This window comes from Micromonospora sp. DT48, assembly GCF_049844495.1.
GTDB lineage: Bacteria > Actinomycetota > Actinomycetes > Mycobacteriales > Micromonosporaceae > Micromonospora.
In genome coordinates this window covers 157,856-182,476 of sequence record NZ_JBNCLE010000014.1, presented here as the reverse complement: position 1 = coordinate 182,476, position 24,621 = coordinate 157,856, and the positions used below count along the sequence as shown (strand labels likewise).

General features: G+C 67.5%; 18 protein-coding genes. 10 read left to right on the top strand and 8 right to left on the bottom strand.

Annotation, left to right across the window (positions count from 1 at the left end; translation table 11 throughout):
* The 6 genes from ACLQ2S_RS18900 to ACLQ2S_RS18875 form a co-directional block, all read left to right on the top strand.
* Positions 1-361: transposase (locus tag ACLQ2S_RS18900; RefSeq protein WP_425702201.1), on the top strand; the 361-nt coding region annotated here is incomplete at its 5' end.
* A 136-nt stretch (positions 362-497) separates the two neighbouring features.
* Entirely contained in the window at positions 498-908 is a 411-nt protein-coding gene (locus tag ACLQ2S_RS18895) for a G5 domain-containing protein (RefSeq protein ID WP_425702200.1), read from the top strand.
* Between the two features lie 276 nt (positions 909-1,184).
* Positions 1,185-1,745 (top strand): hypothetical protein, encoded by a 561-nt coding sequence (locus ACLQ2S_RS18890; protein WP_425702199.1) that lies wholly within the window; start codon positions 1,185-1,187, stop codon positions 1,743-1,745.
* A gap of 263 nt (positions 1,746-2,008) precedes the next feature.
* On the top strand, positions 2,009-2,890 hold the full coding sequence (locus ACLQ2S_RS18885; RefSeq protein WP_155219650.1) for a helix-turn-helix domain-containing protein: 882 nt from the start codon (positions 2,009-2,011) through the stop codon (positions 2,888-2,890).
* Positions 2,883-3,077 carry a DUF397 domain-containing protein gene (locus tag ACLQ2S_RS18880; RefSeq protein WP_155219653.1) on the top strand — a complete coding sequence of 65 codons (195 nt, stop codon included), beginning with the start codon at positions 2,883-2,885 and terminating at the stop codon, positions 3,075-3,077. Before ACLQ2S_RS18885 ends, ACLQ2S_RS18880 begins: the two co-directional genes overlap by 8 nt.
* 278 nt (positions 3,078-3,355) lie before the next feature.
* Positions 3,356-5,629, top strand: coding sequence for a protein kinase domain-containing protein (locus tag ACLQ2S_RS18875; RefSeq protein WP_155219656.1), 2,274 nt, complete (start codon positions 3,356-3,358; stop codon positions 5,627-5,629).
* A gap of 35 nt (positions 5,630-5,664) precedes the next feature.
* On the opposite strand, the gene ACLQ2S_RS18870 is transcribed toward ACLQ2S_RS18875, so the two are convergent.
* Genes ACLQ2S_RS18870 through ACLQ2S_RS18860 form a run of 3 tightly spaced genes read right to left on the bottom strand, consistent with a single transcriptional unit; the run spans position 5,665 to position 14,445 of the window.
* Positions 5,665-10,581 carry a class I SAM-dependent DNA methyltransferase gene (locus tag ACLQ2S_RS18870; protein ID WP_425702198.1) on the bottom strand — a complete coding sequence of 1,639 codons (4,917 nt, stop codon included), beginning with the start codon at positions 10,579-10,581 and terminating at the stop codon, positions 5,665-5,667.
* Positions 10,578-13,376, bottom strand: a complete 2,799-nt coding sequence (locus ACLQ2S_RS18865) for a helicase-related protein (protein ID WP_425702197.1) — start codon at positions 13,374-13,376, stop codon at positions 10,578-10,580. The genes ACLQ2S_RS18870 and ACLQ2S_RS18865 overlap by 4 nt, the downstream gene beginning before the upstream one ends.
* Before the next feature lie 13 nt (positions 13,377-13,389).
* Positions 13,390-14,445: a serine/threonine-protein kinase gene (locus tag ACLQ2S_RS18860; RefSeq protein WP_309223490.1), complete on the bottom strand. Its 1,056-nt coding sequence runs from the start codon at positions 14,443-14,445 to the stop codon at positions 13,390-13,392.
* A gap of 342 nt (positions 14,446-14,787) precedes the next feature.
* On the opposite strand from ACLQ2S_RS18860, the gene ACLQ2S_RS18855 reads away from it, so the two are divergent.
* Positions 14,788-15,168 (top strand): MmcQ/YjbR family DNA-binding protein, encoded by a 381-nt coding sequence (locus tag ACLQ2S_RS18855; RefSeq protein WP_155219664.1) that lies wholly within the window; start codon positions 14,788-14,790, stop codon positions 15,166-15,168.
* Positions 15,169-15,227: 59 nt separating this feature from the next.
* Here the strand turns inward: ACLQ2S_RS18855 and ACLQ2S_RS18850 are convergent, their stop codons facing one another.
* Positions 15,228-16,853 (bottom strand): sugar ABC transporter permease, encoded by a 1,626-nt coding sequence (locus ACLQ2S_RS18850; RefSeq protein ID WP_425702196.1) that lies wholly within the window; start codon positions 16,851-16,853, stop codon positions 15,228-15,230.
* Between the two features lie 162 nt (positions 16,854-17,015).
* Positions 17,016-18,617 carry a TolB family protein gene (locus ACLQ2S_RS18845; RefSeq protein WP_425702195.1) on the bottom strand — a complete coding sequence of 534 codons (1,602 nt, stop codon included), beginning with the start codon at positions 18,615-18,617 and terminating at the stop codon, positions 17,016-17,018.
* A 118-nt stretch (positions 18,618-18,735) separates the two neighbouring features.
* Between ACLQ2S_RS18845 and ACLQ2S_RS18840 the strand changes: the two genes are divergently transcribed.
* The 3 genes from ACLQ2S_RS18840 to ACLQ2S_RS18830 all read left to right on the top strand — a co-directional run bounded on the left by ACLQ2S_RS18840 (position 18,736) and on the right by ACLQ2S_RS18830 (position 21,470).
* The gene (locus ACLQ2S_RS18840) at positions 18,736-19,812 is read left to right on the top strand and encodes a sensor histidine kinase (protein ID WP_425702194.1); all 1,077 of its coding nucleotides are present in this window, start codon (positions 18,736-18,738) and stop codon (positions 19,810-19,812) included.
* Complete coding sequence (locus ACLQ2S_RS18835; protein ID WP_309223491.1) at positions 19,809-20,510, top strand: LytR/AlgR family response regulator transcription factor; 702 nt, start codon at positions 19,809-19,811, stop codon at positions 20,508-20,510. Before ACLQ2S_RS18840 ends, ACLQ2S_RS18835 begins: the two co-directional genes overlap by 4 nt.
* An 81-nt stretch (positions 20,511-20,591) precedes the next feature.
* Positions 20,592-21,470: a hypothetical protein gene (locus ACLQ2S_RS18830; protein ID WP_425702193.1), complete on the top strand. Its 879-nt coding sequence runs from the start codon at positions 20,592-20,594 to the stop codon at positions 21,468-21,470.
* A 450-nt stretch (positions 21,471-21,920) separates the two neighbouring features.
* On the opposite strand, the gene pdxY is transcribed toward ACLQ2S_RS18830, so the two are convergent.
* From pdxY to ACLQ2S_RS18815, 3 genes are read right to left on the bottom strand one after another with little or no spacing between them, the layout of a single operon-like run.
* Positions 21,921-22,772, bottom strand: a complete 852-nt coding sequence (pdxY, locus tag ACLQ2S_RS18825) for a pyridoxal kinase PdxY (protein WP_425702192.1) — start codon at positions 22,770-22,772, stop codon at positions 21,921-21,923.
* A gap of 49 nt (positions 22,773-22,821) precedes the next feature.
* Entirely contained in the window at positions 22,822-23,826 is a 1,005-nt protein-coding gene (locus ACLQ2S_RS18820; RefSeq protein WP_309223493.1) for a MerR family transcriptional regulator, read from the bottom strand.
* A 6-nt stretch (positions 23,827-23,832) separates the two neighbouring features.
* Entirely contained in the window at positions 23,833-24,501 is a 669-nt protein-coding gene (locus ACLQ2S_RS18815) for a HEAT repeat domain-containing protein (protein ID WP_425702191.1), read from the bottom strand.
* Positions 24,502-24,621: the final 120 nt, after the last annotated feature.

The following is a 24,621-nucleotide window of genomic DNA, read 5'->3' as shown; positions in this document are numbered from 1 at the left end:
ACAAGCCGTACGCATCACCCGCACCCGCATCGTCGCTGGCAAGACCAGCCGCGAGACCGCCTACCTGACCGTGTCACCACCCGCCGACCAAGCCCAGCCGGTCGACCTGCAGATCTGGATCCGCCGCCACTGGCACATCGAAAACAAGATCCATCACGTACGCGACGTGACGTTCCGTGAAGACCTCCACCAAGCCCGGACAGGCAACGGACCCGCCATCCTCGCAACGCTACGTAACACCGCGATCGGCTGGCACCACACCACCGGCGCGACCAACATCGCCCGAGCCACCCGCCAAGCCAACCGCCGATCACACGACCTGATCACCGCCGTGACCAGCAGCTACCCGACAACGCAATAGCCCTGCGTCTGAACCTCCGGGGCGGCAGGATCTCGTCGCCGAGCCGCTGCCGTCCGCCCTGGTCGACGGCGGTTCCTCCCCGACCACGGCCGCAGCCCCGACCACGGCGGCGACACCGACGCAGTCGCCGTCGCCGGTGGCGCAGACTCGCACCATCACCGTGACGAAGAAGGTCCCGTACAAGACGAGGACGGTCAACGACTCGTCCCTGGCCAAGGGCACCAAGAAGGTCAGCACCCGTGGGGTGCCGGGTGTCAGGACCCTGACGTACGAGGTCACGGTGGTCGACGGCGTCCAGACGGAGAAGAAGCTGATCACATCGGAGATCACCACGCAGCCGGTGACGCGGGTCGTCCGGGTCGGCACCAAGCAGGCTCGGCAATGTGACCCGAACTACGCCGGCGCCTGCGTACCCATCGCCAGCGACGTCGACTGCGCCGGTGGCAGCGGCAACGGCCCCGCCTACGTCAGCGGCCCCGTACGGGTGATCGGCTCCGACATCTACGACCTTGACCGGGACGGAGACGGCATCGGCTGCGACCGTTGATGTCGGCGCGGCACGGACATCACCTGCGCGGGCTGGCCTTCAGGTCACGCAGTATCGCCAGACCGAGGACGAGCAACCACGCGTAGCCCGGCCACAAGGCGAGTCTTTCCAGCAGGCCCCCGAGGTCGGCGCCCGGAGGGATGCTTCGGCAGAAGGCGCGCTGTTTCGCGGTCGCATCACCGGTCGGTCACTCAGAGCAGGTTTACCCACGTAGCGTGCGGGAAGGGCTCTGCAAAACGAATGAGGTTCTATCGACGTCGAGCGAAGGATGATCTGATGGGTGGCGCACGCGGTACAGAGATTGTCAACGGTTGGCCGGAAGAATCCCGTGAGGCAGCTCAGCTGGTCATCGACGCGTACGGCGAGCCACACGAGGCGACCGAGTCGCTGCTCGTGTGGCACAACGTCGGCCCCTGGAAGCGGATGGTCGCCTCCCGCGACTTCTACGCCCACGAATTCCCCACGTCGCACACCGATTCGGTCGAGTCCTTCATCGACTACCGGGTGCCGGCGGACGTGGTCAGCCAGCTCGCCGAGTTCGACGGCAGTGTGATCGTCGATCGCACCGCCGGCACGGTCTCCGCCCGCTGTCATGACGAGCAGGCGAACCTGCTGGCGCTCAACCTGATGCACGACATCGTCACCGGCCAGCGGACGGCTGAAGAAGCGCGACAGTACTACGCCAAGGAGTTCCTGGACTACCGGCGCAAGAAGCCCACGCCGTACATGGATAAGCTTCACTTCACGCCGGGCGACGGAGACACTGCCGACCCCGACCACCCGTTGCTGACAGAGCAGGATCTCCAGCAGGCCGTGGAGGAAGGCAAGGCCGCGTAGGCAGGGCGGGCGATTCGAAGGCGACAGCTACGACTCCGCCACGAGCACCGCACCTCATGCCAGCTTCAGATCACCCCAAACGGTACGCCAATTGCGCTGACAGGAATTGCACGGTTATGGCTCCTGTCGGAGGCGTCTTGTAAGGTCAGACGCATAATCACCTGCGAAAACGAAGCCCGGAAGAATCGTCTTCCGAGGTGACCGTTCCGCGTTTCACCGATGGCGTCCGGATGTAACAAAACGCAACACGAGAGGGGTGGCCGATGGCCGACGACATGGGCTCGACAGTCCCCAGGCGACAGCTCGGGCGGGCACTACGCGACCTGCGCACCGAAGCCCGCATGACCCTCGACGGCGCGGCCGAGGCCATGCAGTGCAGCCGTCAGAAGATGTGGCGCATCGAGACCGGCCTCGGCCCCACCCGCGCCGTCGACGTCAAGGCCATGTGCGAGCTGTACGCCGCCACCCCCGAGCTGACCACCGCCCTCGTCGCCCTCGCCAACGAAACCAAAGCCAAGGGCTGGTGGCACTCCTACGGCGACGCCATCCCCGACTGGTTCGAGCTGTACGTAGGCCTCGAATCCGCCGCCTCCCGCCTGCGTGGGTTCGACGAGTCCCTGATCCCCGGTTTGCTTCAAACGGAGGCATACGCCAGAGGCGTCTTCCAGAACCGCACCGACATGAGCGACGACGACCTGGAGCAGTTCATCGGCGTCCGGCTTCAGCGGCAGGGGCTCCTGCGACGGCGGCTGCCGAAGGCACCCATGCTCAGCTCCGTGCTCGCCGAGTCGCTGCTGATCAAGCAAGTTGGCGATCGGACGGTGATGTCCGATCAACTACGCCACCTGCTCGACCTCACCGAACTGCCGAACGTCTCCATCCGCATCCTGCCTCTGTCCGCAGGGGCGCACTACGGCGCCCTTGCCGGGACCTTCATGATGCTCGACTTCCCCCTGACCAACCGGACCACGCCAGAGCCGTCCGTCATCTACAGCGAATCACTCACCGGCGCGCTCTACCTGGACCGCCCGGATGAGATCGCGGCCTACGAGAAAGTGTGGGCAAGCCTCGATCTGCTGGCCCTCGATGAGCAACAATCGAGGCATCTGATCAACAAGATCATCGGAGAGGTTCACCATGGCTAACCTGACCGACGCCCAGTGGCGCAAGAGCATCCACAGCGGCGACAACGGCGGCGCATGCGTCGAGGTCGCCGACAACCTCCCCGGCCTCGTTGCCGTACGCGACAGCAAGGACCCGGCCGGTCCCGCCCTCACCTTCTCCCTCACCGCCTGGAGCAGCTTCATCCGGTCAGCCATGATCAGGCCTTGAGGGGCAGCCGATAGTACTACCGACCCGAACTAAAGCGAGCAACGTGTTGAACGGAAAGTCGATACTCCTTCATGTGATCGGCATCGTGCTGGGGCTGCCTGGACGGCTAGGGGGTCCATTTTCGGGCCCCCACCACCAATGGGCGGGTACCTAGTTGTCAGGACTTCTATATCGTTGATTGTCGTTGCAGCACTACGGAAGACTGAGGGCTTCTCGACAATCTTGAAAGCAAAAAGATCGCGCGCGCAGGCCACTTCCCATCCTGCGTCCGGGCGAGGATGGAAACGCGATTTGACGGGAGAGCCGTGGGCGCGCGAAAAGCTTTAGTCGTTGGAATAGATGGCTACTCTGGGCGACATGCTCCGCTTGAGTGTTGCGTTAATGACGCGACGCAAATCTCAGGCCTGTTGGCCGAGGAAGAGTATGGCTTCGAGGTCACCACCCTAACTGAGGAATACGCCACTCGGCCCGCAATTATGAGATGGGCAGCAGAGGCCCGATCCAGCCGATCGGAACTAGTCCTATTCTACTTCTCCGGACACGGTGTTGCGACGGATCTTGGTACATATTTAGTCACAGCCGACAATGCAATGTACGACGAAGGCATCGAAATACAGAAGCTGATAACGGTGTTGGCGGGAGACCAGGAGGCTCGCCATGATACCTTAGTCCTCCTAGATTGTTGCCACTCTGGTGTCGGTGTCACACTCGACGAGACACAGAGTGGCACTCGACCCATTAGCAATGACGACCTTCGTGTCAACTTCGCAAACGAACGTGCTATTGCCGTCCTAGCCGCGTCACTGAGCAGTCAAGTGGCGTGGGAGCAAAAGAATCACGGCCATGGCGTCTTCACCTATCACCTACTCCAGGCACTCTACGGAGAGGCTGCCGATCACGAGGGCTTCGTGACAATCAACAGTATTTACGAGGTAATCTCTCGTAACATGAGTCAGCTCGTAAGCGATCGCGAGCGTCAGAAGCCCGTGTTCCGTGCCCATGTCCCTGGCCGCCTAGTTCTGGCCGCTGGAATGACTCCGTGCCTGGCACCTCCTGTACCCGAGGCGACCCTGCGGCAACTAGAGCAGGAGGGTCAGCAGATGCTCGACGCTTTTCTTCAGTTCAAGATGCAATACGGTTCAGCCGAATGGCGGAACAGTGGATACGAACTGGCATGTCGGAGGCTAGAACTTATCTACCAGTGGTTTGAAAAGCGTGCTGCACTAACTGGCATGCTCTCTCTCCCCGGGTTCCGCCAAAGCCGCGAAACCCTGAACCGGTACCGCACCGAGTTGGGTTTGGTCGAGACCGACATGCGGATTAAAGAAGGCGTCCTCAGTCGGCAGATTGGCACCGGCGGGTTTGGAACTGTCTGGCAAGTCGATGACAGGGATTCCGGCACCTCAATCGCATATAAAATTTACCATACACAGGAGATGCAGGACGCGACGAAGGTAAAACGTTTTACCAATGGTTACCAGGCGATGACCTTGCTGAGTCATCCGAATATCGTCAAAGTACATCGGTTCAGCAGTTGTCCCGTCGGGTTCACGATGGACTACATTGAGGGCGCAAATCTCCGCGATCTTGAACCGAAATTCAGCCTTGATGGCCCTGCTGTCCTGGTACTTCTCATCGATATAGCCGAGGCAGTGAAGCATGCGCACGACCATGATGTGATCCACCGGGATATTAAGCCTGAAAATATCGTGTGCCGTCTAAGCCCGGAAGCCCGGCAAGTTCCGTTCCTCACCGACTTCGACCTCGCCTGGTTCAGTACGCGCACACAAACGGCGACGCAACATGCTATCGGAGTCATTGCTTACGCGGCACCCGAGCAGTACAGCGCGTTCAATGCGAAAGCGTCGGGTGCCAAGACGCCCGCACTCGACGTCTTCTCGTTCGGCCAGCTTCTATACTTTTGTTTCACCGGAAAAGACCCCGACCCGGTAGATCTCTCCCGCAACTTGGAGACTCTTCAACGGGAAGTCAAGGGCATCGGTTCTAACGAGTTCGTCCGACAGATCGGAGGGCTGTACAAGGACTCCACTGAGTGGCACCCCGGCGACCGAATCCAAAGTTTTGAAGAGGTATTGAATCGATTGCGGCGGATTCAAGCGGAGCTGGAGAATACCGATACTGATATACGCCTTAGCGAGGACTCATTCTTGTCGGAGCTTATATACCAGCTTACTAGAGACCCACGCGAACCTGGTGATCCCAGCTTTATAAGCCACAGCGGTAACTGGATTGTCCATTTGGCATGGCACACAAAGCTCTGGCGCAAGGAAACAACGCCTGCTCTCGTGATCGAGTTCACCCCGCAAGGGAGAATCGGACTCGAAAATGTCAGTAATGAACAGATGCGCAGAGTACTCAATGAGCGGGTAAATAACAAGTTGCGCCACCACAAGCCCTTCGCCAATCTGCGGAAGGGAAACCGCGGCGCCTACCAGGTTTTTGTGGAGTTTGGCCCAGTCACGTTGAGTCGTAACGGTATCGAACCGGTCGCAGGTGCGATTCGCTCTACGTTGGAAGCGCTGGATGGCTGACCAAGCAAAGCGCTGGAACCGGCCGAGAGGTCGGACTACTGGGGGTGCCAGCCGGCGTCGACCGCATTTTGAAGCCGCTTACTGAAGACAGCGTGCGCTTGGCGATACTCGTTTTCCCGATCAGCCTTGTAGAACGGCGCGCTGTACCCCTCTGGAACCGGATTCCGCTCCAGATCATCGAGGTGCGCCATCAGTTGCTCGTAATGTTCCTTTGATTGGCCATACCCGAAAGTATACGGATCTGCCGCGATCTTTCGACCAGCACGGTCAAACCACATCTCGTGTTCCCGTTCAGTCAAGATGGGATAACGAGAGCGCAGCACTGCGAGCAGTTCCTCTACCTCGATACGCAGCCACACGGAAACTAAAGCGTCGATCTCGACTAACGCCGCTCGTCGCGCCCGTTCAGTCCGCAAGGGCGTATCCATTCTCCACTCGGGCCCGACCCCTCCTAGGGGTTCAAGCCCTTCCCATTGCGCCGACCAACCTTCGGTGGCCCACCCTTCCTCGTACAACTCAGACCACAGCTGTGAGTATGCGTCAGTTACGCAGTTCAGCCGTAGCGTACGGAGTAACAGACTTGTTGCCAATGGGTGTTGATCTTCGAGACTGGGAAAAGTTGCCGCAGTCCCTACATCGAGATGCCCACGGCCAGTGATTCGAAGCTGGTAGTCGAGGGGAAGCGCGGCCATAAATCCAGCCATGATCGCTGTCTTCCGGTTACTGCTTAACGCCATCGTGCGAACTGCATGCACATGGGAGGGGCCCGGAGGGACAATCGCCGCGAATAGTGAGCGCTCGATGTCGAACGCAATCATCTCTCGCCACGCCAGCCGGTAATAATCTGTGCAGCGCCGTTCACCCCAAAAATCCTGTCTAGTCCGATTCCTGAATTCAGCGCCAGAAAGGCTATAGTTCGTTCTTGGAATGAATCCAGGAGAAAGGCTAGTTAGGTCAACTGGATCCCAGTCGCTCCTGGCACGACAAGGCACGCGTGGCTGCTTTACCAGAGGTGCCGCAATCCCGAGATGCGGTCCCTGAATCACTAAGCCGCGAAGATCGGAAGGCACCTCTTGATCCCATCGGATCAACCCTTCCTTTTTTCCATTGGCCTCGTCGTAACCTCGGCTGATGTACGTTGCCTCGCTCGCGAGCCGACGTCTGACATTTGACAGGGCAGCAATGGCGCGCTCCTCTTCAACGGTAACGGGCTGCAGCAGGGGCGCACGTGTCGCAGGCCCTCCACGCTCGTCGTCCATTAGTCGCTGCCAGATGCCAAGCACACCCTCGTCAACATAGATCACTCGCGACCGGTGCGGCCGGTTATCCCACGATCCTTGGTAACGCTGTCCCGGCACTTCGCCACCACCGGGGTGATCCAAGGAAGACGTAAGGACCGACGCAGCATAAAGTCGACTTAGATGAAGAAACCCAATGGCGCCACGAGGTCCATAGATATGCACTCCAAATTCGGTACTCCTGGTCGCGTCCGCGAACGCCCAGTTGGCAGAGTTCACAAAGCCGGCGTGTACACGGAGGTGGCGATAGGCGGCCTCACGCAGTGCCCCCTCTTTGGTTCCAGAGAAATGGGTATCTGGATGCACAAGGCCAGCAGTACCCTGTACACCGATGCTGCTCCATACACGACACACCATCGCTCGGTAAAGATTGGGCTGAGTGCCCGCTAGCAGGGGATACGAGGCGCGACTTCCGAGGAACGCCACGGTGCCAGCGTTAGCTGTCAGTTCTTCCCGAAAGGCGACCCGAGGGCGAGACAGGCCTAACAGTCCTGCTTTTCGGCTGTGCCACGCATCAACTGAAGCCTTCTCAGTCAGCCGAAACCATGGAAGGTGCTCGGCGAGAGTGGCTGCCTCATCCCACCGTGGCCGGACCCACGGTGGGTTGCCGACCTGGAGGTCGAAGCCGCCGTTGGCGAACGCCTGCGCGAACGTCAGCTCCCAGTGGAAGAATCCCTGCTGCTCCGCGATCCGCTCTCCCGTCAGCAGCCACGGGAAGCGGTCGGTCAGCATCCAGGGCGAGTCAACGCCGATGACACCGTCGAGCTTCTGCTCGAAGTCGCTCATCTCGGCCAGGCTGTCGAGCCTGCGGCCGTAGAAGCGTTCGGTGTTCTCGTCGGGGTCGGTGCGGCCGATCAGCGCCTCCGCGAAGGTCAGCCAGTCGTCCAGGTTGGTCAGTGGGACCTGCTTGCGGAGCTGTTCGGCGACGGTGGTCCGCCGGGTGCCGGTCGCCTTTGCCGGGAGCTTTACCTGCTGCGGCTGCACGTTGCCGAGCAGGTCTGCGACCTCGTAGACCACCGGTGCCTCGTACGCCGGCTCGTCCTTGACGTGGGCTACCTGGACGGGCGCGGCCGGGTAGGCGGGGTCGGAGCCGTCGAGCAGGCCGACCTTGTCCAGCGGCCAGAACCAGAGGGCGCACCAGACGTCCATCAGGGTCTTGAGCCGCCAGTACGGGGTGCCGGGTGCGGTCAGGTCGGCGAGGATCTTGTCCCGGGCCACCGCTTCGGTGACCGGCGGCAGGTCGTCGGCGCCCCACACCTTGATGTCGCGGCGGATCTCCCGTTCGGAGATGGCGAGGCGCTGCTGCACCAGCCCCCACAGGAACTCGACCCGACCGGCCAGCGCCTGCAAGCGCTTCACCTGGGAGTTCTTGCCCTTGGCGGACGGGGTGCGCTTCATCGCCGTACGCCAGGCTTTCAACCGGGCGGTCTCGGCCGGGGCGAGTTCGCGGGCCTCCTTCTCCCCCGCGACCGCGCCCCAGCCGTCGGCGGGGAGCAGGAAGTGGTGGATGCTGCCCTCGTCGATCGGCCCGTCGCGGAACGGTTTCTCGGCCGGGGCGGTGGTCAGCCACGACTTGTCGGCGAGCTGCTTCGGCTCGTACGTCTTGCGTCCGCAGCCGATGAGCGAGTTGCCGCGTCGCAGGTGCAGGCCGAACCAGGGGGCTTGCAGACCGGCGTGCATGACGTTGAGCCAGAGGGATACCTCGGCCAGCTCGACGGCGGTGCGGTTCAGGTCGACGCCGTAGCAGTTGTGCAGCGCGACGTACGCCTTCACCCGCTGGAGTTCCAGGTGATACTGCTCCGGGTCGAGGGTGGTGTCGAGTTCCTTCTGGCGGCGGCGCAGGTATTCGGCGGCGACCTGGTTGATGGCCTCGTTGAGGAACGCGCCGGAGCCCAGCGCCGGTTCGCAGATCGTCCAGTCGAGCAGCTCCCGGGCGGGCGTCACCGTGTCGTCCTGGTCGAGGCGGTACTTCAGGGCGAGTTGGACGGTGACCTCGGTCAGCGACTGCGGGGTGTAGTAGGAGGCGCTGGTCTGCCGGTCCCGACCGGCGAGCCGGTAGACGAACGCCCCGGGGGCGTAGCTGACCCGGCTGCGCACCCCCGTGTACGGGTCCTCCTTGTAGACGAAGACGTTGTCGTCGTACTCGTCGGCTTTGGAGGCGGGGATCATCCACGAGCCGTCCTTCGGGTCGCCGTTCTTGGCGACCTCGTAGAGCTGCTCGGTGGCGACGAACCCGGTGTACGACATCAGGCCCTCGTAGACCGCACCGAGCTGGTTGATGCCGAGTTGGGCGTACGAGATGAAGCCGCCGCGGCGCTTGCGACCGCCCTTGGTGAGCATCAGCCGGCGCAGCACCTGGTAGAGGACCTTGTTGCGCAGCCGGGTGTCGATGGTCGGCGCGTCCGCGTCGTCCTCGTCGTCGCTGTCCGGCACGGGGATGAGGCGGCCGATGAGCTTGGTCTTCTCCGGCAGGAAAAGGTCCGACTTCATGGGTTCGAAGCGCAGGCCCTCGCCCTCGCTGGCGTGCTCGTCGACCTCGGCGCCATCACGCGGGCGGTGGCCGTCGTTGACCATGCGGAACAGCAGGTCCAGCGACTCGTACAGGTGGAAGCCGTCCTCAGCGGAGGGGGCGAGCCGACGGCTGACCAGATCTCCGAGGCGGGCCAGGCTGTAGCCCTCGACGTACTGCGGGTCGTTGACCGGCAGCACCCCCAGCTCGGGGCGCGCCTCGGCGTAGAGCAGGAAGAGGATCCGGTAGAGGTAGCGCAGCGCTTCCCGGCCCAGGTCCTTGGCCAGTTCGTCTAGCGTCATCACGTCCTGCGGCTGGTAGCCGGCCTGGCGGATGCGGTCGAGAATCTCGTTGGCGATGAGTTCGACGGATACCTTCAGCCCTTCGCGCAGCTCGCCGGAGACGCCGACGGCGTGCTGACGGGAGCCGGCGACCAGGTCGGCGAGGGGTTCGGTGCCGCCCTCGGCGGGTGGGCGCAGCGAGTCCGCACCGAACAGGGCGGCGACGACGTCGTACTCCTTGTCGTCGTTGCGGGCGTAGAGGGTGTCCAGGCTGACGGCCAGGTAGCGGCCCTCACCCCAGGCCGCCCGGTCGGCGAGCGTGATCACGCCGCCGCTGAGGATCAGCACATACCGGGGCGGTTGTTCGGCTGCGAAGAGCCAGGATGCGAGCTTCGCGCCGGTGGTGATGGTCTCGTTGCCGGGCAGGGGGACCTCATCGAGCAGCCGACCCGCGCCGTCCTGGTCCTGGGCGGCTTCGGCGTCGACAGCCCAACCGCAGTCCAGTGCGACGATGCCGTGCGCCGCGCCCATCTCGGCGTGGGCGACGCGGATCTCGTGGTCGTGGCCGGCGCGCTCGACGATGATGGTCTGCGGCTGCGGCTCGAACCCGAACGCCGTCAACAGCTCCTGGTGCAGCTTGCGCAGCCGCTCCGGGTCGAAGAACTCGTCGTCGGCCAGCTCGGCCTTCGCGTCGAAGTAGGGGCGGCGCATGCCCCGCAAGCCGGTGCGCGGCGTCTGCTCACCGGCCTTTTCCCGCTCCGCCCACTGCTTGGCCAGGCCACCCTTGACGGTGGTGGGCAGGATCTCGGCCAGGTAGTGCGCGGACAGGTACTCGCCTCGGTTGGTCAGCGACTCGAAACTCATGCGGCACGCTCCGGAGACGGGACGAGGACGGCGAGGACGCGCAGCAGCGGATCACCGGCGGTTTCCAGGCGGTCGAGCAGGTCATGCTGCTCGGCGACGGTCGCGGTGACCCGCTGGCGGCGCTTCTCCCGGTGTACGGCAGGCAGCTCGTCGAGGAGGCTGGCCTGCGCGAAGTGCGTCAACTGGTCGCGGTAGCGCTTCAGCGGCTCGGCGTTGGCCGCGTCCCACTCGGCGCGCTTGCTCTCCAGGTGCCGCCGGGCCACCTCGACGGCCTGCGGCAGGAGGTGCGTGAGTGGCTCGACGGCGACGGACTCCGCGCGGTTGACCATGTGCGGGCCGACACCGGCCGCGCGCAACACATCGTCCATCGGCGCGATGACCGGCTCGCCGGGCAGGCCGGAGACGGCCATCCACTGCACGACGGTGGGCTGGCCGAGACGGTTGGCGTAGACGCCCTGCACCAGGAAGACCGGCGCGTCGACGTCGGCGGTGAGCACCGGTGCCTGCTGGCGGCCAAGCCGGATGAGCACCTTGTCGACCAGCCAGTCCACCATCGGGTGCACGTCGCTGAGGAAGGCGATCTCCGGCCACATCGGGGTGCGGCTCTGCCGGGCCTCGTCGAGCTTGCGCTGGGCGAGCCGCCGATCGAAGGTGACCTTCAGTCGCAGGTCCTCGCCTTCCCGGTGGGCGCGCAGGTAGGAACGGGGCAGGTCGGTGAGCCGGTGCACCAGGTCGTCGGGGGCGAGGAAGGTCAGCAGTTCCTCCTCCCGGCGCAGGTCGATGCGGTCCTCCGGCCGATCGTCGTAGATCTCGCTGAGCGCGGCGTCGACGAAGTCGCGGGTGGAGTCGAACAGCTTCGGCACCCGGGCGCGGAGCACGTCGGCGTTGACCGGTGCGGTGCCGACCTCGCCGAACAGGTCGGCCATCACGTCGACCTCGGCGTGCGCGGCCTCGTACGACTCGTCCACGGTGCGGCCGTTGAGCAGGTCGCGGACCAGCCGGTCCTCCTCGGCCTTCGCGTCGTAGAGGCCGGTGGCGGCCTCGACGCTGCCGAGGCTGCGGTGAGCGTTCTCCTCCCGGTGGAGCAGCTTCTCGGAGACCGTCCGGTCGTCCTTGGCGTCCTCCCGGCTGGAGGTGAGGATCAGTGCCCGGAACTGCGGCCGGTGGCGCTGCCCGTACCGGTCGATGCGGCCGTTGCGCTGCTCGATGCGGATCAGGCTCCACGGGATGTCGTAGTGGATCAGGTGGTGGCACTGCTGGTGCAGGTTGACGCCCTCGGATGCGACGTCGCCGGTGAACAGCAGCCGCACCTCGCTGCCGGCCAGTTCGAACTCTTGCAGGATGCGTTGCTCGTCGGTGTCGGCGACTCCGCCGTGCAGCACCCGCACGGCATTGGGCTTGAGGCCGAGCAGTGCGGGGACGGTCTCGGCCAGCCACTTGATGGTGGGCACCCGCTCGGAGAAGACCACCACGCGGGTGTCGCTGCCCTTGCCGACACCGATCCGCTTCAACTCGTCGACGAGGTGGGTGAGTTTGCTGGAGTCGCGGTCGGTCATCGCCGAGGTCAGCTCCGCGAGTCGATCCAGCGCCGTCCGTTCGGTGCCGGTCGCCTTCTTGCGTCGGTTGGTCACCGTCTCGTGCAGCGCCCGGTGCGACGACAGGAACGACTTCAACAGGGTGTACGGGAAGAGTCGGTGCTGGCCGGTGATCGCCTCGTCGCTCCACTTGCCGGCCAGCCACACGTCGGTCAACTCGTCGAAGATCTGCTCCTCGGCGTGGGTCGCCGGGCAGTGCACCGCCTGGGAGGGGCCACGGTCGGCCCAACGGTCGCCCATCTGGTCGCGTACCTCCGGGCTGATCTTCGTGCGCCGCAGGTAGAGGTGGGCGATGTCCTCGGCCCGGTAGTCCCTCGGGTTGGCGATCGCGGCCGGGTCGAGCAGGGAGATCAGCTGGGCGAAGGACTCCTTGTCGCCGTTGTGCGGGGTGGCGCTGGCCAGCAGCAGCGCGTCGGTCTTCGCGGCGAGCCGGCGGGCCAGCTCGTTGCGCTGGGTGCCCTTGTTGATCAGGCTGTGTGACTCGTCGATGACGACCGCGTCCCAGGTGCTGGCGTCGAGGTGGTGCCCGAACTGACCGGCGTCCTTGAGGGTGTCGACCGAGATGATGGCCCGCTTGAAGTAGGTGAACGGATTCCGCCCGGCGGGTATCTCCTGCTGGATGCGCTGGATGCCGGTCGAGTCCAGCCGAACCAGGGGGATGGCGAAGCGGGTCCAGAGTTCCCGCTGGAACTGTTCGAGCACCTGCTGCGGCGACACCACCAGGATGCGGTCGCCCCGGCCCCGGCGGATCAGTTCGGCGAGGATCAGCCCGATCTCCAGGGTCTTGCCGAGCCCGACCACGTCGGCGAGCAGGATGCGGGGACGGAGACCGGACAGGGCCAGCTCGACCGGGCGCTGCTGGTAGGTCAGCGGGTCGAGCAGGAACCGATCGGCCAGGGCCAGACCGCGTTCGGTGCGGGGCAACGGCGTACGCCGGAACACCGCCTCCAGGAACAGCCGACTCTGCCGGAACCGCGAGGAGGTGTCCCGTACCAGCACGGTGTCTTCCGGACGCATCGCCTGGATGTCGTCGAGGCCGTCGAAGAAGGTCGCCTCGACGTCCTGCACGAACTCGGAGACACCGACCGCCTTGATCATGGCGCCGTCGGCAGTGCCGGTCTTGACGCTGCGTACCAGCCATTCCTCGTCCCGGACGACGATGCGGGAGCCCGGGGCGAAGGCGTCCTGGGTGGTGGTCATCGTTACGGCCTTCCTAGAGGGTGGCGCGGCGGGCGTACCGGCGGCGCAGCCTGTCGACAAGCCACTGCACATCGGCCTGTCCGGTCGGGCCGGGCTCCACGAGGGTGGTGGCCGGTCGGGATTCCTCGACAGTCGGCTCGACTGTCGTCACGCCCTCCGGATCCTGCTGGGGATCGTCCAGGTCAGGGGGCACCAGCAGTTCGGTCTCGCCCACGTAGGTCAGTGCCGCCACCTGCCGGCGCAGGTCCACCACGTTCGTGCCGCCGGCTGTGGTGGCGACGGCAAGCAGCCGACTGCGTACGGTGTCGAGGCTGGGCCGGGCGGTCGGGTCGTGGGCGAGCATCGCACCCAGCAGCGGGGCCAGTTCGCCGGGCACACCACTGAGGTCGGGCAGGTCGCTCGGCTCGGTGATGCGCAGCAGCAGGTTCCAGGAGTTGCTCTGCGGGTAGAGGGTGTGCCCGGTCAGCGCGAAGACCAGCGTCGCGGCGAGGCCGTAGACGTCGACGGCGGTGGTGAGGTCCCGTTCACCGCGTACCTGCTCGGGCGACATGTAGGCGGGGGTGCCGACCATCGCGCCCGGTTCGGTGAGGTAGTCGTTGCGATCGACGAGGACGGCGAGGCCGAAGTCGATGAGTTTCGGACCGTCCGGTCCGAGGATGATGTTGTGCGGCTTCAGGTCGCGGTGCAGGATGCCGGCCTGATGCACCGTGGCCAGGCCCTCGGCCAGCATCGCGCCGACCATGGCACCGTGTGGCGTCGGCAGTGGCCCCTGGGCGTCGACGTGCTGACGCAGCGTGGCACCGGGGACGTACTCGACCGCCAACCAGGGCGGATCACCGAAGGGGTCGGCGTTCTCCAGCCGCGCCACTCGGGAGCCGTAGACCAGCTTCAGGCTCTCCACCTCGGCGGCGAACCGCTCCTGCATGGTCGGCGCGTCCAGCAACTGCTTCTTGATGACTTTGATGGCGACCCGCTCCGCCGTCGGCGACACCGCGAACCACACGTCGCCCATGCCACCGGACCCGAGCGGCTTCACCAGTCGATAGCCGCCAATGTTGCCCAGTGCCACCAGTCCTCCTCACGACGCCCCCGTACGACCATCGCCTCCCGTCGGTTCCAGCCGCGCGCCGGGTCGGGGACGCATGACCGTACAACGAACGGCAACCCGTGGGCCAACAGCCGATCCGCTCGTTTCTCCTGGCCAGTCACCCTGACGGGGACAGAAAAGCGCAGGACGTGAGCCGGTCCGGCCGGTCGATCCTCGGGCTCGCCACACCGCAGTCAGATATCTGACGGTCACCCCTTTGGCTGTTACTCCTTCACGTACCGGCGACAGGGACGTCAGGTGATCCGTTCGCACTCGGAATACGACGTGCCGCGTCTTGTCGGACCCCCGTCGTAGCGTGGGGCGATGAGCGACATGGAGGCGATCGTCCGGCGGGCCTGCCTGCGTCTTCCCGAGGTCAGCGAACGGCTGAGCCACGGCACCCCGACCTGGTTCGTCCGGGGCAAGAAGTCGTTCGCCACCGTCTGGCCCGACGGCCACCACCAGGACGATTTTCCGCACCTGTGGTGTGCCGCGCCGCCGGGCTCGGCGGCGGAGTTGATCGCGGAGGATCCGCGGACCTACTTCCGCCCGCCCTATGTGGGCCATCGCGGCTGGGTCGGGGTACGCCTCGACACCGGCATCGGTGCGGCCGAGCTGGCCGAGGTCATCGAGGACGGCTACCGGGCGGTGGCACCTCGGGCGCTGCTCGCCCGGCTGGCAGGTCCGCAGAGCCCCGCGTCGTAGCGACCTGACCCGCTGCGCGCGGGGCCCCGCCTGCGCCGGGCGTGCCGGTCGGGCGGCGGTCAGCGGCTGACCCGGACCGCCAGTCGGTCCAGGTAGGACACCTGCAACCAGACGAGTATGGCCAGGAACAGCAGGAGGAGCGGAAGCGGCAGGACCGCGCCCAGGGCCAGTTCGTCCGCCGGGATCCGCATGGTGTTGATGTCCGTGATGACGCTCAGCGGTGCCGGTCGGCGGGGTGGCTGCGCCGCGAGCCACCGCCAGAGCACCTGTCCGGCGCTGACCAGCCAGGTGACCACACCGACCAGCACGACCATCGGCGCGGCCGGGGCGACCATGCTGCGGCCGAAGCTCCCGCCCGCCCGCCAGCGGGGCTCCAGCCCACGGAACAGCACGGTGAACAGGAACAACGCCGGGATACTCACCCAGCCGGGCGGCATCGCGCCGAGGAACGTGCCGATCTGTCCGGCGTCGCGGGTCCGCAGGTACGCCTCGATGGCCAGTGGTCCGGTGCCGACGAACAGCCACGGCGCGAACGGCAGGAGGAGCAACTCGCTGAAGCGGCCGAGCGGGCGCAACCCCCCGATGGCGAACCCGCCGATTGCCGCGATGGTGATCGTGACCAGCGCCGACACCAGCGTCGGCAGCCACGTCAACGTCAGCATCTCGGCCAGGTCGGGAGACGGCATCGGCGCGACGTCGTTGGTGTACCGCAGGCTGCGGCGCAACCACGGCCACGCCGCCCACAGCATGACACCGACGAGGAACACGCCCGCTACGACCAGCCCGATCCCGCTCTTTCGGCGGCCGCCCTCCGCCGCCGCGCTCGAATCGGTGGTGGTGTGGTTGTCGTTCTCGCGGTCGGCGGCGCGGTCGACGGTTTCGATCCGGATGCGACTGGCCAGCAGCAGCGCCGTCGCGGCCAGCCCCAGCAGGGCCAGCGGGATGAGCAGCAGTACCGCGGCGGCCGAACCGCCACCGAGGTCCATCCTGATCAGGGAGGCCATCACCACGTGGGTGAGCGGAACCTCGGTCCGGACGGTCAGCAGCGGCGCGGTGAAGCTCTGCAACGTCGCCGCGAGGATCCCGAACAGCAGCAGGCCGGCGACGGTCAGCGCCGCTGGCAGCGCGTCTCGGCGGTGCCGCCGACCACGCATCGTGGCGAGGAATGCCGTGGTGGCGACCGCCATGACCAGCCCGGCGGCACCGACTGCGGTCAACTCCGCGAGGGTGGCCCACGGACGGGCGCCGATCTCGGCCGGCTCCAACCGGTCGAGACGCCAACCCACGAGCAGCGCCACCGGCGCGTACCCGGCGACCGGCACGGCAAGGAGCGCACGGGTGGCCCGCCTGGCCGAACGCCCGGTGCGGTCGGCGAGCAGCGCCAGCAGCGGCGCCACCAGCAGAGCCAGCGCCAGCGGGACCAGCGTCAGCACCAGGGTCCAGCCGAAGTCCGCGACGATTCCCCGTTCGAGGAGTCGCTGGTAGTTGTCGGCACCGACGCTCTGCACCGGGCCGCGCAGGTTGTCTCGGGTCGTCGAACGCCACACGGTCAGCGCGGTGGGTATCAGGTACGACCACACGAGGGCGAGCAACGCGGGAATCAGCAGGACGAGTCCGATGCCGATCCGGGCACCACTGCCCAACCCACCAGGGGCCACCTTCGCCGGGGGTGCTGCGATGCTCATGATGCTCCTTGCCTCGTCGAGCCCTGGCCGGACCTGACGATAGGCGTGATGATCAACCGACGCCACGATTCAGACCGATGAAGATCGCCGGAATCGCGTCGATCGGGTACGGGCACCCGCCAGCGGTGGGTACGCGTACTCAGCGTGGGTGGGTGCGCGTGCTCAGCCCGGGGTGATGCCGAGGCTGGCCAGGACGGCTCCCTGGTAGACGGTGACCGGTTCACCGGTGCCGTCACGGCGGACGATCACCACGGTGTCGAGGGGGCCCGGTCGCGGTCCGGCCCTGGTGGAGCGCAGTGAGATCAGCAGGTGGCCGGTGTCGGGGGTGAGGATCACCGTGTCGATCCGCTGGTCGGGTCCGGCGCCGGTGGGTACCTCGGTCCGGCTGCCGGAGCTGTCGGTCACCAGCAGTCGGGCCGCCCGTTCGTCGCCGTTGTCGTCGGTCAGGGCGTGCCAGACCGCGCCGTCACCGAGGGTCGCTCGGGGGGTGGCTCCCGGTGGGGCGCTGGTGACCGTACCGTCGGGGCTGAGGGTGAGGATCGTGCCGTCCGGTTGGAACGACGCTGTCGCCACCGACGCGGCGTTGGTCGGCGCGGCGTCGTCGGCGCGCACCGTCACCGACGACGCTGCGGGGGTGTCCGGATGGACGGTCGCGGTCGCGGTGGACAGCCGCACCGACCAGGTGCGGCTGGGGCGGGGGGCCCGATGGCCGACGTCGGGCGCGGCCGCCAACTCCACGACCAGGGCGGTGTCGCCGGAGACCGTAGCGGTGACCGAGCCGGTGACCGGCGGCAGTTGGGTGCCGGATCGGTCCGGTGTGCCGTCGACCACCGGGGTGACCGTGCCGGAGGCCAGGTCGAGCACGGCGATCCGTCCGGTGCCGGACCGGGTGTCCACCACGAGCGCGCGCCGCCCGTCGGGGGCGAAGGCCACCTCGCCGACCGGGGTGAGCAGGCTACGCGCCTTCTTGTCCGGGGTGACCAGGCTGATCGTCCGGTACTTGTCGGAACGGTGCAGCACGGCGAACCCGCCGCTGGTGAAGACGCCGGGTACGTCCCGTCCACTGACCGTCACCGTGGGCTGTGACCGGCCGGTCTTGGTGTCGGCGATGACGAGCCGTGGGGGGCGCTCGGTGGTCAGCGCGGCCAGGTAGCGGCCGTCCGCCGAGGCGGCGATGGGATGTGACGGCATCGCGATGGCCGGACTCGCCGCCCCGGACTTCAGGTCGATCGCGCCGTAACGCTCCCCCGCCCGGTCCTGCCACACCACACCGCCACGGGCGATCGTGCAGGTGGCCTCGACGGCGGGCCGGGTGGTCGTGCCGTCACCGGTCACCGCGAGACATCGCGATGCGGTTACCGACAGCGCGTCGGTGACGCCTGTCGCCCGCCGGGCGTACACGTGGTCGGGCAGGTTGGTCTCGCGCAGCCGACCGCCGACGAGCAACGCGTCCCGGCGGTCGTCCCCCAGCCCTCTGGCGATGGTCGGGTAGCGGGGATCACCGAAGGCGACCTCGGCGTGCCGCCGGTCGGGTTGCCGGTCGGCCAGGTCGTCGCCGAACTGTTCCACGGTGAGCAGGCCGACCAGGTCGGTGCGCCGATCGTCCGCGACGGGCACCGCCAGCACCGCCGGGCCGAGCCCGCGCACCTCGGTCGGCACCGATGCCACCCGGACCGGCAGCTCGGTCGGTTCCGCTCCGGTGCAGCCGGTGACCACAGCCAGCACCAGCAATCCCGTCAGCCCGGTCCAGCGCGTTCCTCTCATGCCCGCCATTGTGATCACCTACGCAAGTCGAGCCTTGCGAAGGTTCGACCGACGGCAGCGGGCGCGGTTCGTGGGACCGCGCTTGTCCGACCGGTGACGGTGCCCCTACCGTCACGGTATGGTGCGCCGGCTGACACTGTGGGCGGTCTGCGCGACCGCCTGGTGGCTCGGGTACGCCTGGATCAGCGCCCGCAACTACCACCAGATCACCACGGAGTGGGGCATCTACCTCCCGTGGTCGGAGGTGCTCACCGCCGAGCTGATCACTGCCGGGCTGTGGATTCCGCTGACCGTTCTCGCCCTCGCCCTGTCGACCCGGTTCCCGCTCGGTCGGCCGACTCCGGTCGCCGTGGGTCTGCACCTGGCCGGGCTGGCGGTGGCGGTGCTCGGACGCTCGTGGGTCGTGCACCGGCTCGACGAGTGGTTGGGCTGCTGGCCGGCCCTGCCGATGCTCGCCGAGTTGGCCATCGACCAGCGTCCGCAGCACGCGTTCACGTACGTGATGCTGACCGGTGTCGGTCACGCGCTGCACTACGCGGCGGCGCACCGGCGTCGCGAGGCCGAGCTGGCCCGCGCCGAGTTGGCGCGGCTACGCGCGCAGATCCGCCCGCACTTCCTGTTCAACGCGCTCAACACCATCGCGGCCGTGGTGCACGACGACCCGGACCGCGCCGAACGCATGGTCGTCGACCTGGGGGCGCTGCTGCGGCAGGCCCTGGAACACGGCGACGACCGGCCGGTGCCGCTCTCCACCGAACTGGATCTGACCCGCTGTTACCTCGACATCGAACAGCAGCGGTACGGCGAGCGGCTGCGGGTGTCCTGGGATGTCGCCCCCGACGCGGCGGAGGCGCTGGTGCCGCCACTGGTGCTCCAGCCGCTGGCCGAGAACGCCGTCCGGCACGGACTCGCCCGGCGGGCCGGTGGCGGCGAGGTACGCATCGTCGCGCACCGTCACGACGACACGCTGCGGCTGATGGTCGAGGACGACGGTGCCGGTCCGCGTGCCGGAGCCGGTTCGGAGGGCATCGGGCTGGCCAGTGTCCGTACGCGACTGCGTGCCGCGTACGGCCACCGGGGCGAGCTGACGGCCGGCGCGCGGCCGGGCGGCGGGTTCCGGGTGGTGCTGCGCGTGCCGTGGCGGTCGGCCGGCGGGCAGCCGCTGGCCGTGTCGTTCCCGGCGGGCGTACGGTGATCCGGGCGTTGGTGGTCGACGACGAGCCGCCGGCCCGCCGACGGCTGATCGCGCTGCTCGGGCACCATCCGGACGTCACCGTGTGCGGTTCGTGCGGCAGCGCCGACGAGGCGGTGCACGCGATCACCGTGGACCGGCCGGACGTGGTCTTCCTCGACGTGGCGATGCCGGGCGCGGACGGCTTCACCGTGCTGGACGAACTCGCCGACCCACCGGCGGTGGTCTTCGTGACCGCGCACACCCGGTACGCCACGCGTGCCTTCGACGTCGCCGCGGTGGACTATCTCGTCAAGCCGTACCACCGGGAACGGTTGGCGATGGCGCTGGACCGGCTCCGGGCGCATCTGCGACACCGTCGACCTGCCGTCGGGCGGCTCGCTGTCGGCACCGGCGGACACACCCGCCTGCTCGATCCGGCGGAGGTGGACTACCTGCGGGCCGACGGCAACTACGTGCGCGTGTACGTCGGCTCCGCCAGTTACCCGGTGCGGGCCACCCTGACCGCCCTGCTGTCCACGCTGGATAGCACCGCGTTCCTGCGGGTGCACCGGTCGCTGGCGGTACGCCTGGACCGGGTACGTGACGTGCAGACCCTGCGCCACGGCGAGTTGGCGCTGCGGCTGCGCAACGGGGCGTTGCTGATCTCGGGACGGAGCTACCGCGACGAGGTGCGGCGGGCACTGGGCCTGCACACCTGACCGCTCCCGTTCGTCCCCCGTCCGCTCCCGTCCGTCACATCGGCGGGTCGCGGCCGGGGCGTACGACGACACCATCGATTCATGCGTGCTTACCTGGCGTCGGTGGTGACCGTGGCGCTGCTGGGATGTCCGGGCGGTTCGGGACCGTGGGACGAACCGCCCGGTACCCCGGAACCGGTCCTGCCCGGCGTCATCTCGACCGACGCGTACGAGTGGCGGCTGGCCGTGTCGCCGGACCGGAAAACCGTGTACTTCCCGCGCAGCGAGGGTTTCTTCCCGGCCACCCGCCAGGCGACCATCATGGTTTCCCACTGGACGGGCAACGGCTGGTCGGCGCCGACGGTGGCGCCGTTCTCGGGACGGTACCCGGACATGGACCCGTTCCTCAGCCCGGACGGGCGAACCCTGCACTTCTCCTCGATCCGCCCGGTCAACGGGCAGGAGCGCACCGACGCGGACCTGTGGCGGGTGCGGCGTACGCCCGATGGCCGCTGGGGTGAGCCGGAGCACCTGGGGCCGGTCAACAGCCCGGCCGACGAGCTGTACTCGTCGGTCGCCGCCGACGGCACCCTCTACTTCGCCAGCGAGCGGGCCGGTGGCCTGGGAGGCTGGGACATCTACCGGGCACGACCGCGACCGGGTGGTGGGTACGGCCCGGCGGAGAACCTGGGCGCGCCGGTCAACACGGCCGGTTGGGAGTTCAACCCGACCATCACCGCGGACAATCGGCTGCTGCTGTTCACCGGCTTGGACCGGTCCGGCGGCGCGGGCAACGGCGACATCTGGGCCAGTCGCCGGGTGGCCGGCGGTTGGTCGCGGCCCTCCGGTGTCGGGTCGGTGGTGAACACGGCGGCCGACGAGTACCACCCGTCACTGTCGCCGAACCAGGACCGTCTCTTCTACGTCGTAGATGGAGACATTCACCAGGTGGCGTTCGACGCGCTGGAGCTTCCCCGCTGACCGTCCCGGTCAGTGGCCAGCCGACGAGCCACCACGGCGGCTTCCCGGAATCGGGGGGGTGGAGCCGCCACCCGAGGCCCGCGGACAGTCTGCTGTCCGCGGGCCTCAACCCGCCCGAGCAGGCGGGCCGAACGGACGGGCGGGCCGAACGGACGGGCGGGCCGAACGGCCCCGGAGCTGTTCGACCGATTGAGCTTCACCTTCTGTGATGGTCACGGTCCGTATCGGACCTCCCGGCCAGTCGGGTAACCGAAGTCCACGCTTTGCTCTGCTTCAATCCACGCAACTACGCCGGAGCAGCCCCGATGAAAATCGGGCACACGACAGCCACCGTCGGTTCAATGACAGAGCGTGACTGTTGCGTATTTTGAAGCAGAGCAAAGGGCGCGCGGGTGATAGGGGCGGCGGGGCTGGCGATTACTCGATGTGACGGCGCTCGGGGGCGCTGGGCTATCGCAGTGGGCGGGCGGGGAAACGCATCGGTGGGTCGGCGATCGCGGACTGAGCGGCCACCAACTGGAGCTCCCGGGTACCGGCCGCCAGCGTCGCCGCCAGCACCGCGAAGATCGAGGCGGTGGTGCGTTCCAGCGCCGTGGCGGGCGACCCGGTGGTGGCCAGGTGCGCCAGGTACAGGGCGGCGGTGACGTCGCCGCAGCCGTTGGGGTAGATCGGCAGCAACGGGGTGGTCACCGCCCAGGCGCCGGCGTCCGAGACGGCCACCACCTCCAGCGAACCGGCAGGAACGTCGTCATGCACCACGCTGGTGACCAGGACGTGCCGAGGTCCGGTGGCGCGTACCGCGTCGACGGCCGCGAGCAGGTCGTCCACCGAGTTCGTCGGGCGGCCGGCGAGGAACTCCAACTCGAACTGGTTGGGGGTGACGATGTCGGCGCGGGGCACCACCACGTCGCGCAGGTACTCCGGAATGCCGGGCCGGACGAACATGCCCCGGCCGACGTCACCCATCACCGGGTCACAGCAGTAGAGGGCGTCCGGGTTGGCGGTCTTGACCAGGGTCACCGCGTCGAGGATCACCGCTCCCATCGCCGGGTCACCCTGGTAGCCGGAGAGCACCGCGTCGGCGTCGCCGAGCACACCACGATCGGCGATGCCGGCGATCACCTCGGCGACCGCCGAGGGCGCCAGCAGCGGACCCCGCCACGCGCCGTACCCGGTGTGGTTGGAGAAGTGCACGGTCAGCACCGGCCACACCTCGTGACCGAGCCGTTGCAGCGGGAACACCGCAGCCGAGTTGCCGACATGGCCGTAGGCGACCGACGACTGGATGGACAGGATCCTCACCGTCCCATCATGGTCGACGGCGGTTGACCGGCCACGACCCACTCCGGAACTATCGCCCGTCGCGCAGCGTGAGGACGTACCGGGCGGTGTACGCGACCGCCCGGTCGGCATCGTGGGACAGCTCGGCGAGGGCACGTGCGGCCGTGGGCCCGGGGATGTCGGCGAGCGCCTGCGTCAACCGGCTGCGCACCGGCGAGGCGACTCCGTCGGTGCCGAGGCGCTCCACCAGCCGGCCGGCGATCTGCTCCGCCACGGCGGGATCACCGGCCAGCGCGGTCAGGGCGTCGGCCGCGTCCGCCTCGTTCGTCTCCTCGACGACCATCTCGACCAGGGTCGGGATGGCCTCGGTCACGCCACGCGCCCCGAGCGCCAGCGCGGCGTACCGGCGCACGACCGGGTCGGGGCCCACCAGGGCGTCGCGCAGCAGCGCGGTCGCGTCGTCGCCCGGGATCTCGGCGATGGACTTGACGGCTCGTTCCCGCACCTCTGCCGTGGGTGCGTCCAGGCCCTCCGCCAGCGGCTCCAGCACGTCGTCGACGGACTGGGCGAGAGCCCAGCGGAGGGCCCCGGCGACGTTCGGATCCGACTCGCTCAACGCCGCCTCGACCAGTGCCTCCACCGGCACCGGCACCTCGCGGACCGAGGACAGGGCGGCGCTCTGGCGCTTCCCGGCGTTCTCCGAACCGAGGGCCTGGAGCAGGGCGACGATCTGGAGGACGTCCGCCCAGTCGGTCGGTTGCGCGGCACCGATCCGACGCAGGCGGGTGAGCAGTTCCGTCTCGGCCGCGATGCGTTCCCGGGTCTGGCGGATCATCTCGTCGACGAGCCGCGCGGGCGTGAACCCCGGGTCGTCGAGCGCACGCTTGACCTCACGCAGCGACAGCCCCAACGACCGCAGGCTCTCGATGTGGAAGATCCGCCGGATGTCCTCGTCGGAGTATTCCCGATAGCCGGACCCGGTGCGGCCGGTCGGCCGCACCAGGCCGAGCGACTCGTAGTGCCGGAGCATGCGGGCGCTGACGCCGGACCTCCGAGCCACATCACCGATCAGCACCGACGATCACCGGCTCCGCTCGTTCTCGCCGAGGGCCACCACGCGCTTCGCCTCCTCGATCGCGAACTCGAAGTCGGCGTCCGGGTCGTCGAGCAGGCGTTCGGTGGCGATGGCGTGCTGGCACACCCCGGGGTCGGCGTGCCGCGCCGCTTCCCGCAGGATCGGCTCGATCAGTTCACCGAGCGCGACCAGCGCCCGACTCAGGCTAACCTGCGTCTGACGCCCGCCGCGCCCGAGTTGGGTCGCCAACACCTCGGCCAGGGCCGACTCGGCACCGTCCGGCACGAGCACCACCGCCGCCCGCCAGGCGCTGCGGGCCACCTCGTCGTCGGTGTCGGTCAGCAGTTCCCGGGTGATCGCCGGCCAGGCCCGCCGGTCTCCGATCTTGGACAGCGTGTGCAGCGCCTGGCTGCGGGCCTGCGCCTCCGGGCGGCGCAGTTCCCCGACGAGCGCGGGGACGGTCAGCGCGGCCGGGTGGCGGGTGAGCGCCCAGGTGAGCATCTCGCGTACGTAGAACTCGGGCTCGACCGCGCAGCGCTCGACGAGCGGGTCGACGAACCGGTGGTCCGGGGTCGTGCCGGCGGCCAGCGCGGCGCGCAGCCGCACCGACGCGTCGTGGTGTCCCAGCCCACGCAACATCCGTGTCGTGTCCGGGGTCAGCTGTGGTGTGCTCATCGCGACCACCTCCTCGACACAGTGAAGACCTTGTCACTCTGTCAAGGTCAAGCCGTGGGTGACCGCGCCCACCTCGCCCGGCCCATCCCCGATCTCGGGTTTACCCCCGGTGCAGACTGG

Coding starts and splice junctions, on each gene's coding strand:
- ACLQ2S_RS18890 (WP_425702199.1), top strand. CDS start 1,185: ATGGGTGGCGCACGCGGTACAGAGATTGTCAACGGTTGGCCGGAAGAA.
- ACLQ2S_RS18885 (WP_155219650.1), top strand. CDS start 2,009: ATGGCCGACGACATGGGCTCGACAGTCCCCAGGCGACAGCTCGGGCGG.
- ACLQ2S_RS18880 (WP_155219653.1), top strand. CDS start 2,883: ATGGCTAACCTGACCGACGCCCAGTGGCGCAAGAGCATCCACAGCGGC.
- ACLQ2S_RS18875 (WP_155219656.1), top strand. CDS start 3,356: ATGGAAACGCGATTTGACGGGAGAGCCGTGGGCGCGCGAAAAGCTTTA.
- ACLQ2S_RS18870 (WP_425702198.1), bottom strand. CDS start 10,581: ATGAGTTTCGAGTCGCTGACCAACCGAGGCGAGTACCTGTCCGCGCAC.
- ACLQ2S_RS18865 (WP_425702197.1), bottom strand. CDS start 13,376: ATGACCACCACCCAGGACGCCTTCGCCCCGGGCTCCCGCATCGTCGTC.
- ACLQ2S_RS18855 (WP_155219664.1), top strand. CDS start 14,788: ATGAGCGACATGGAGGCGATCGTCCGGCGGGCCTGCCTGCGTCTTCCC.
- ACLQ2S_RS18850 (WP_425702196.1), bottom strand. CDS start 16,853: ATGAGCATCGCAGCACCCCCGGCGAAGGTGGCCCCTGGTGGGTTGGGC.
- ACLQ2S_RS18845 (WP_425702195.1), bottom strand. CDS start 18,617: ATGAGAGGAACGCGCTGGACCGGGCTGACGGGATTGCTGGTGCTGGCT.
- ACLQ2S_RS18840 (WP_425702194.1), top strand. CDS start 18,736: ATGGTGCGCCGGCTGACACTGTGGGCGGTCTGCGCGACCGCCTGGTGG.
- ACLQ2S_RS18830 (WP_425702193.1), top strand. CDS start 20,592: ATGCGTGCTTACCTGGCGTCGGTGGTGACCGTGGCGCTGCTGGGATGT.
- ACLQ2S_RS18815 (WP_425702191.1), bottom strand. CDS start 24,501: ATGAGCACACCACAGCTGACCCCGGACACGACACGGATGTTGCGTGGG.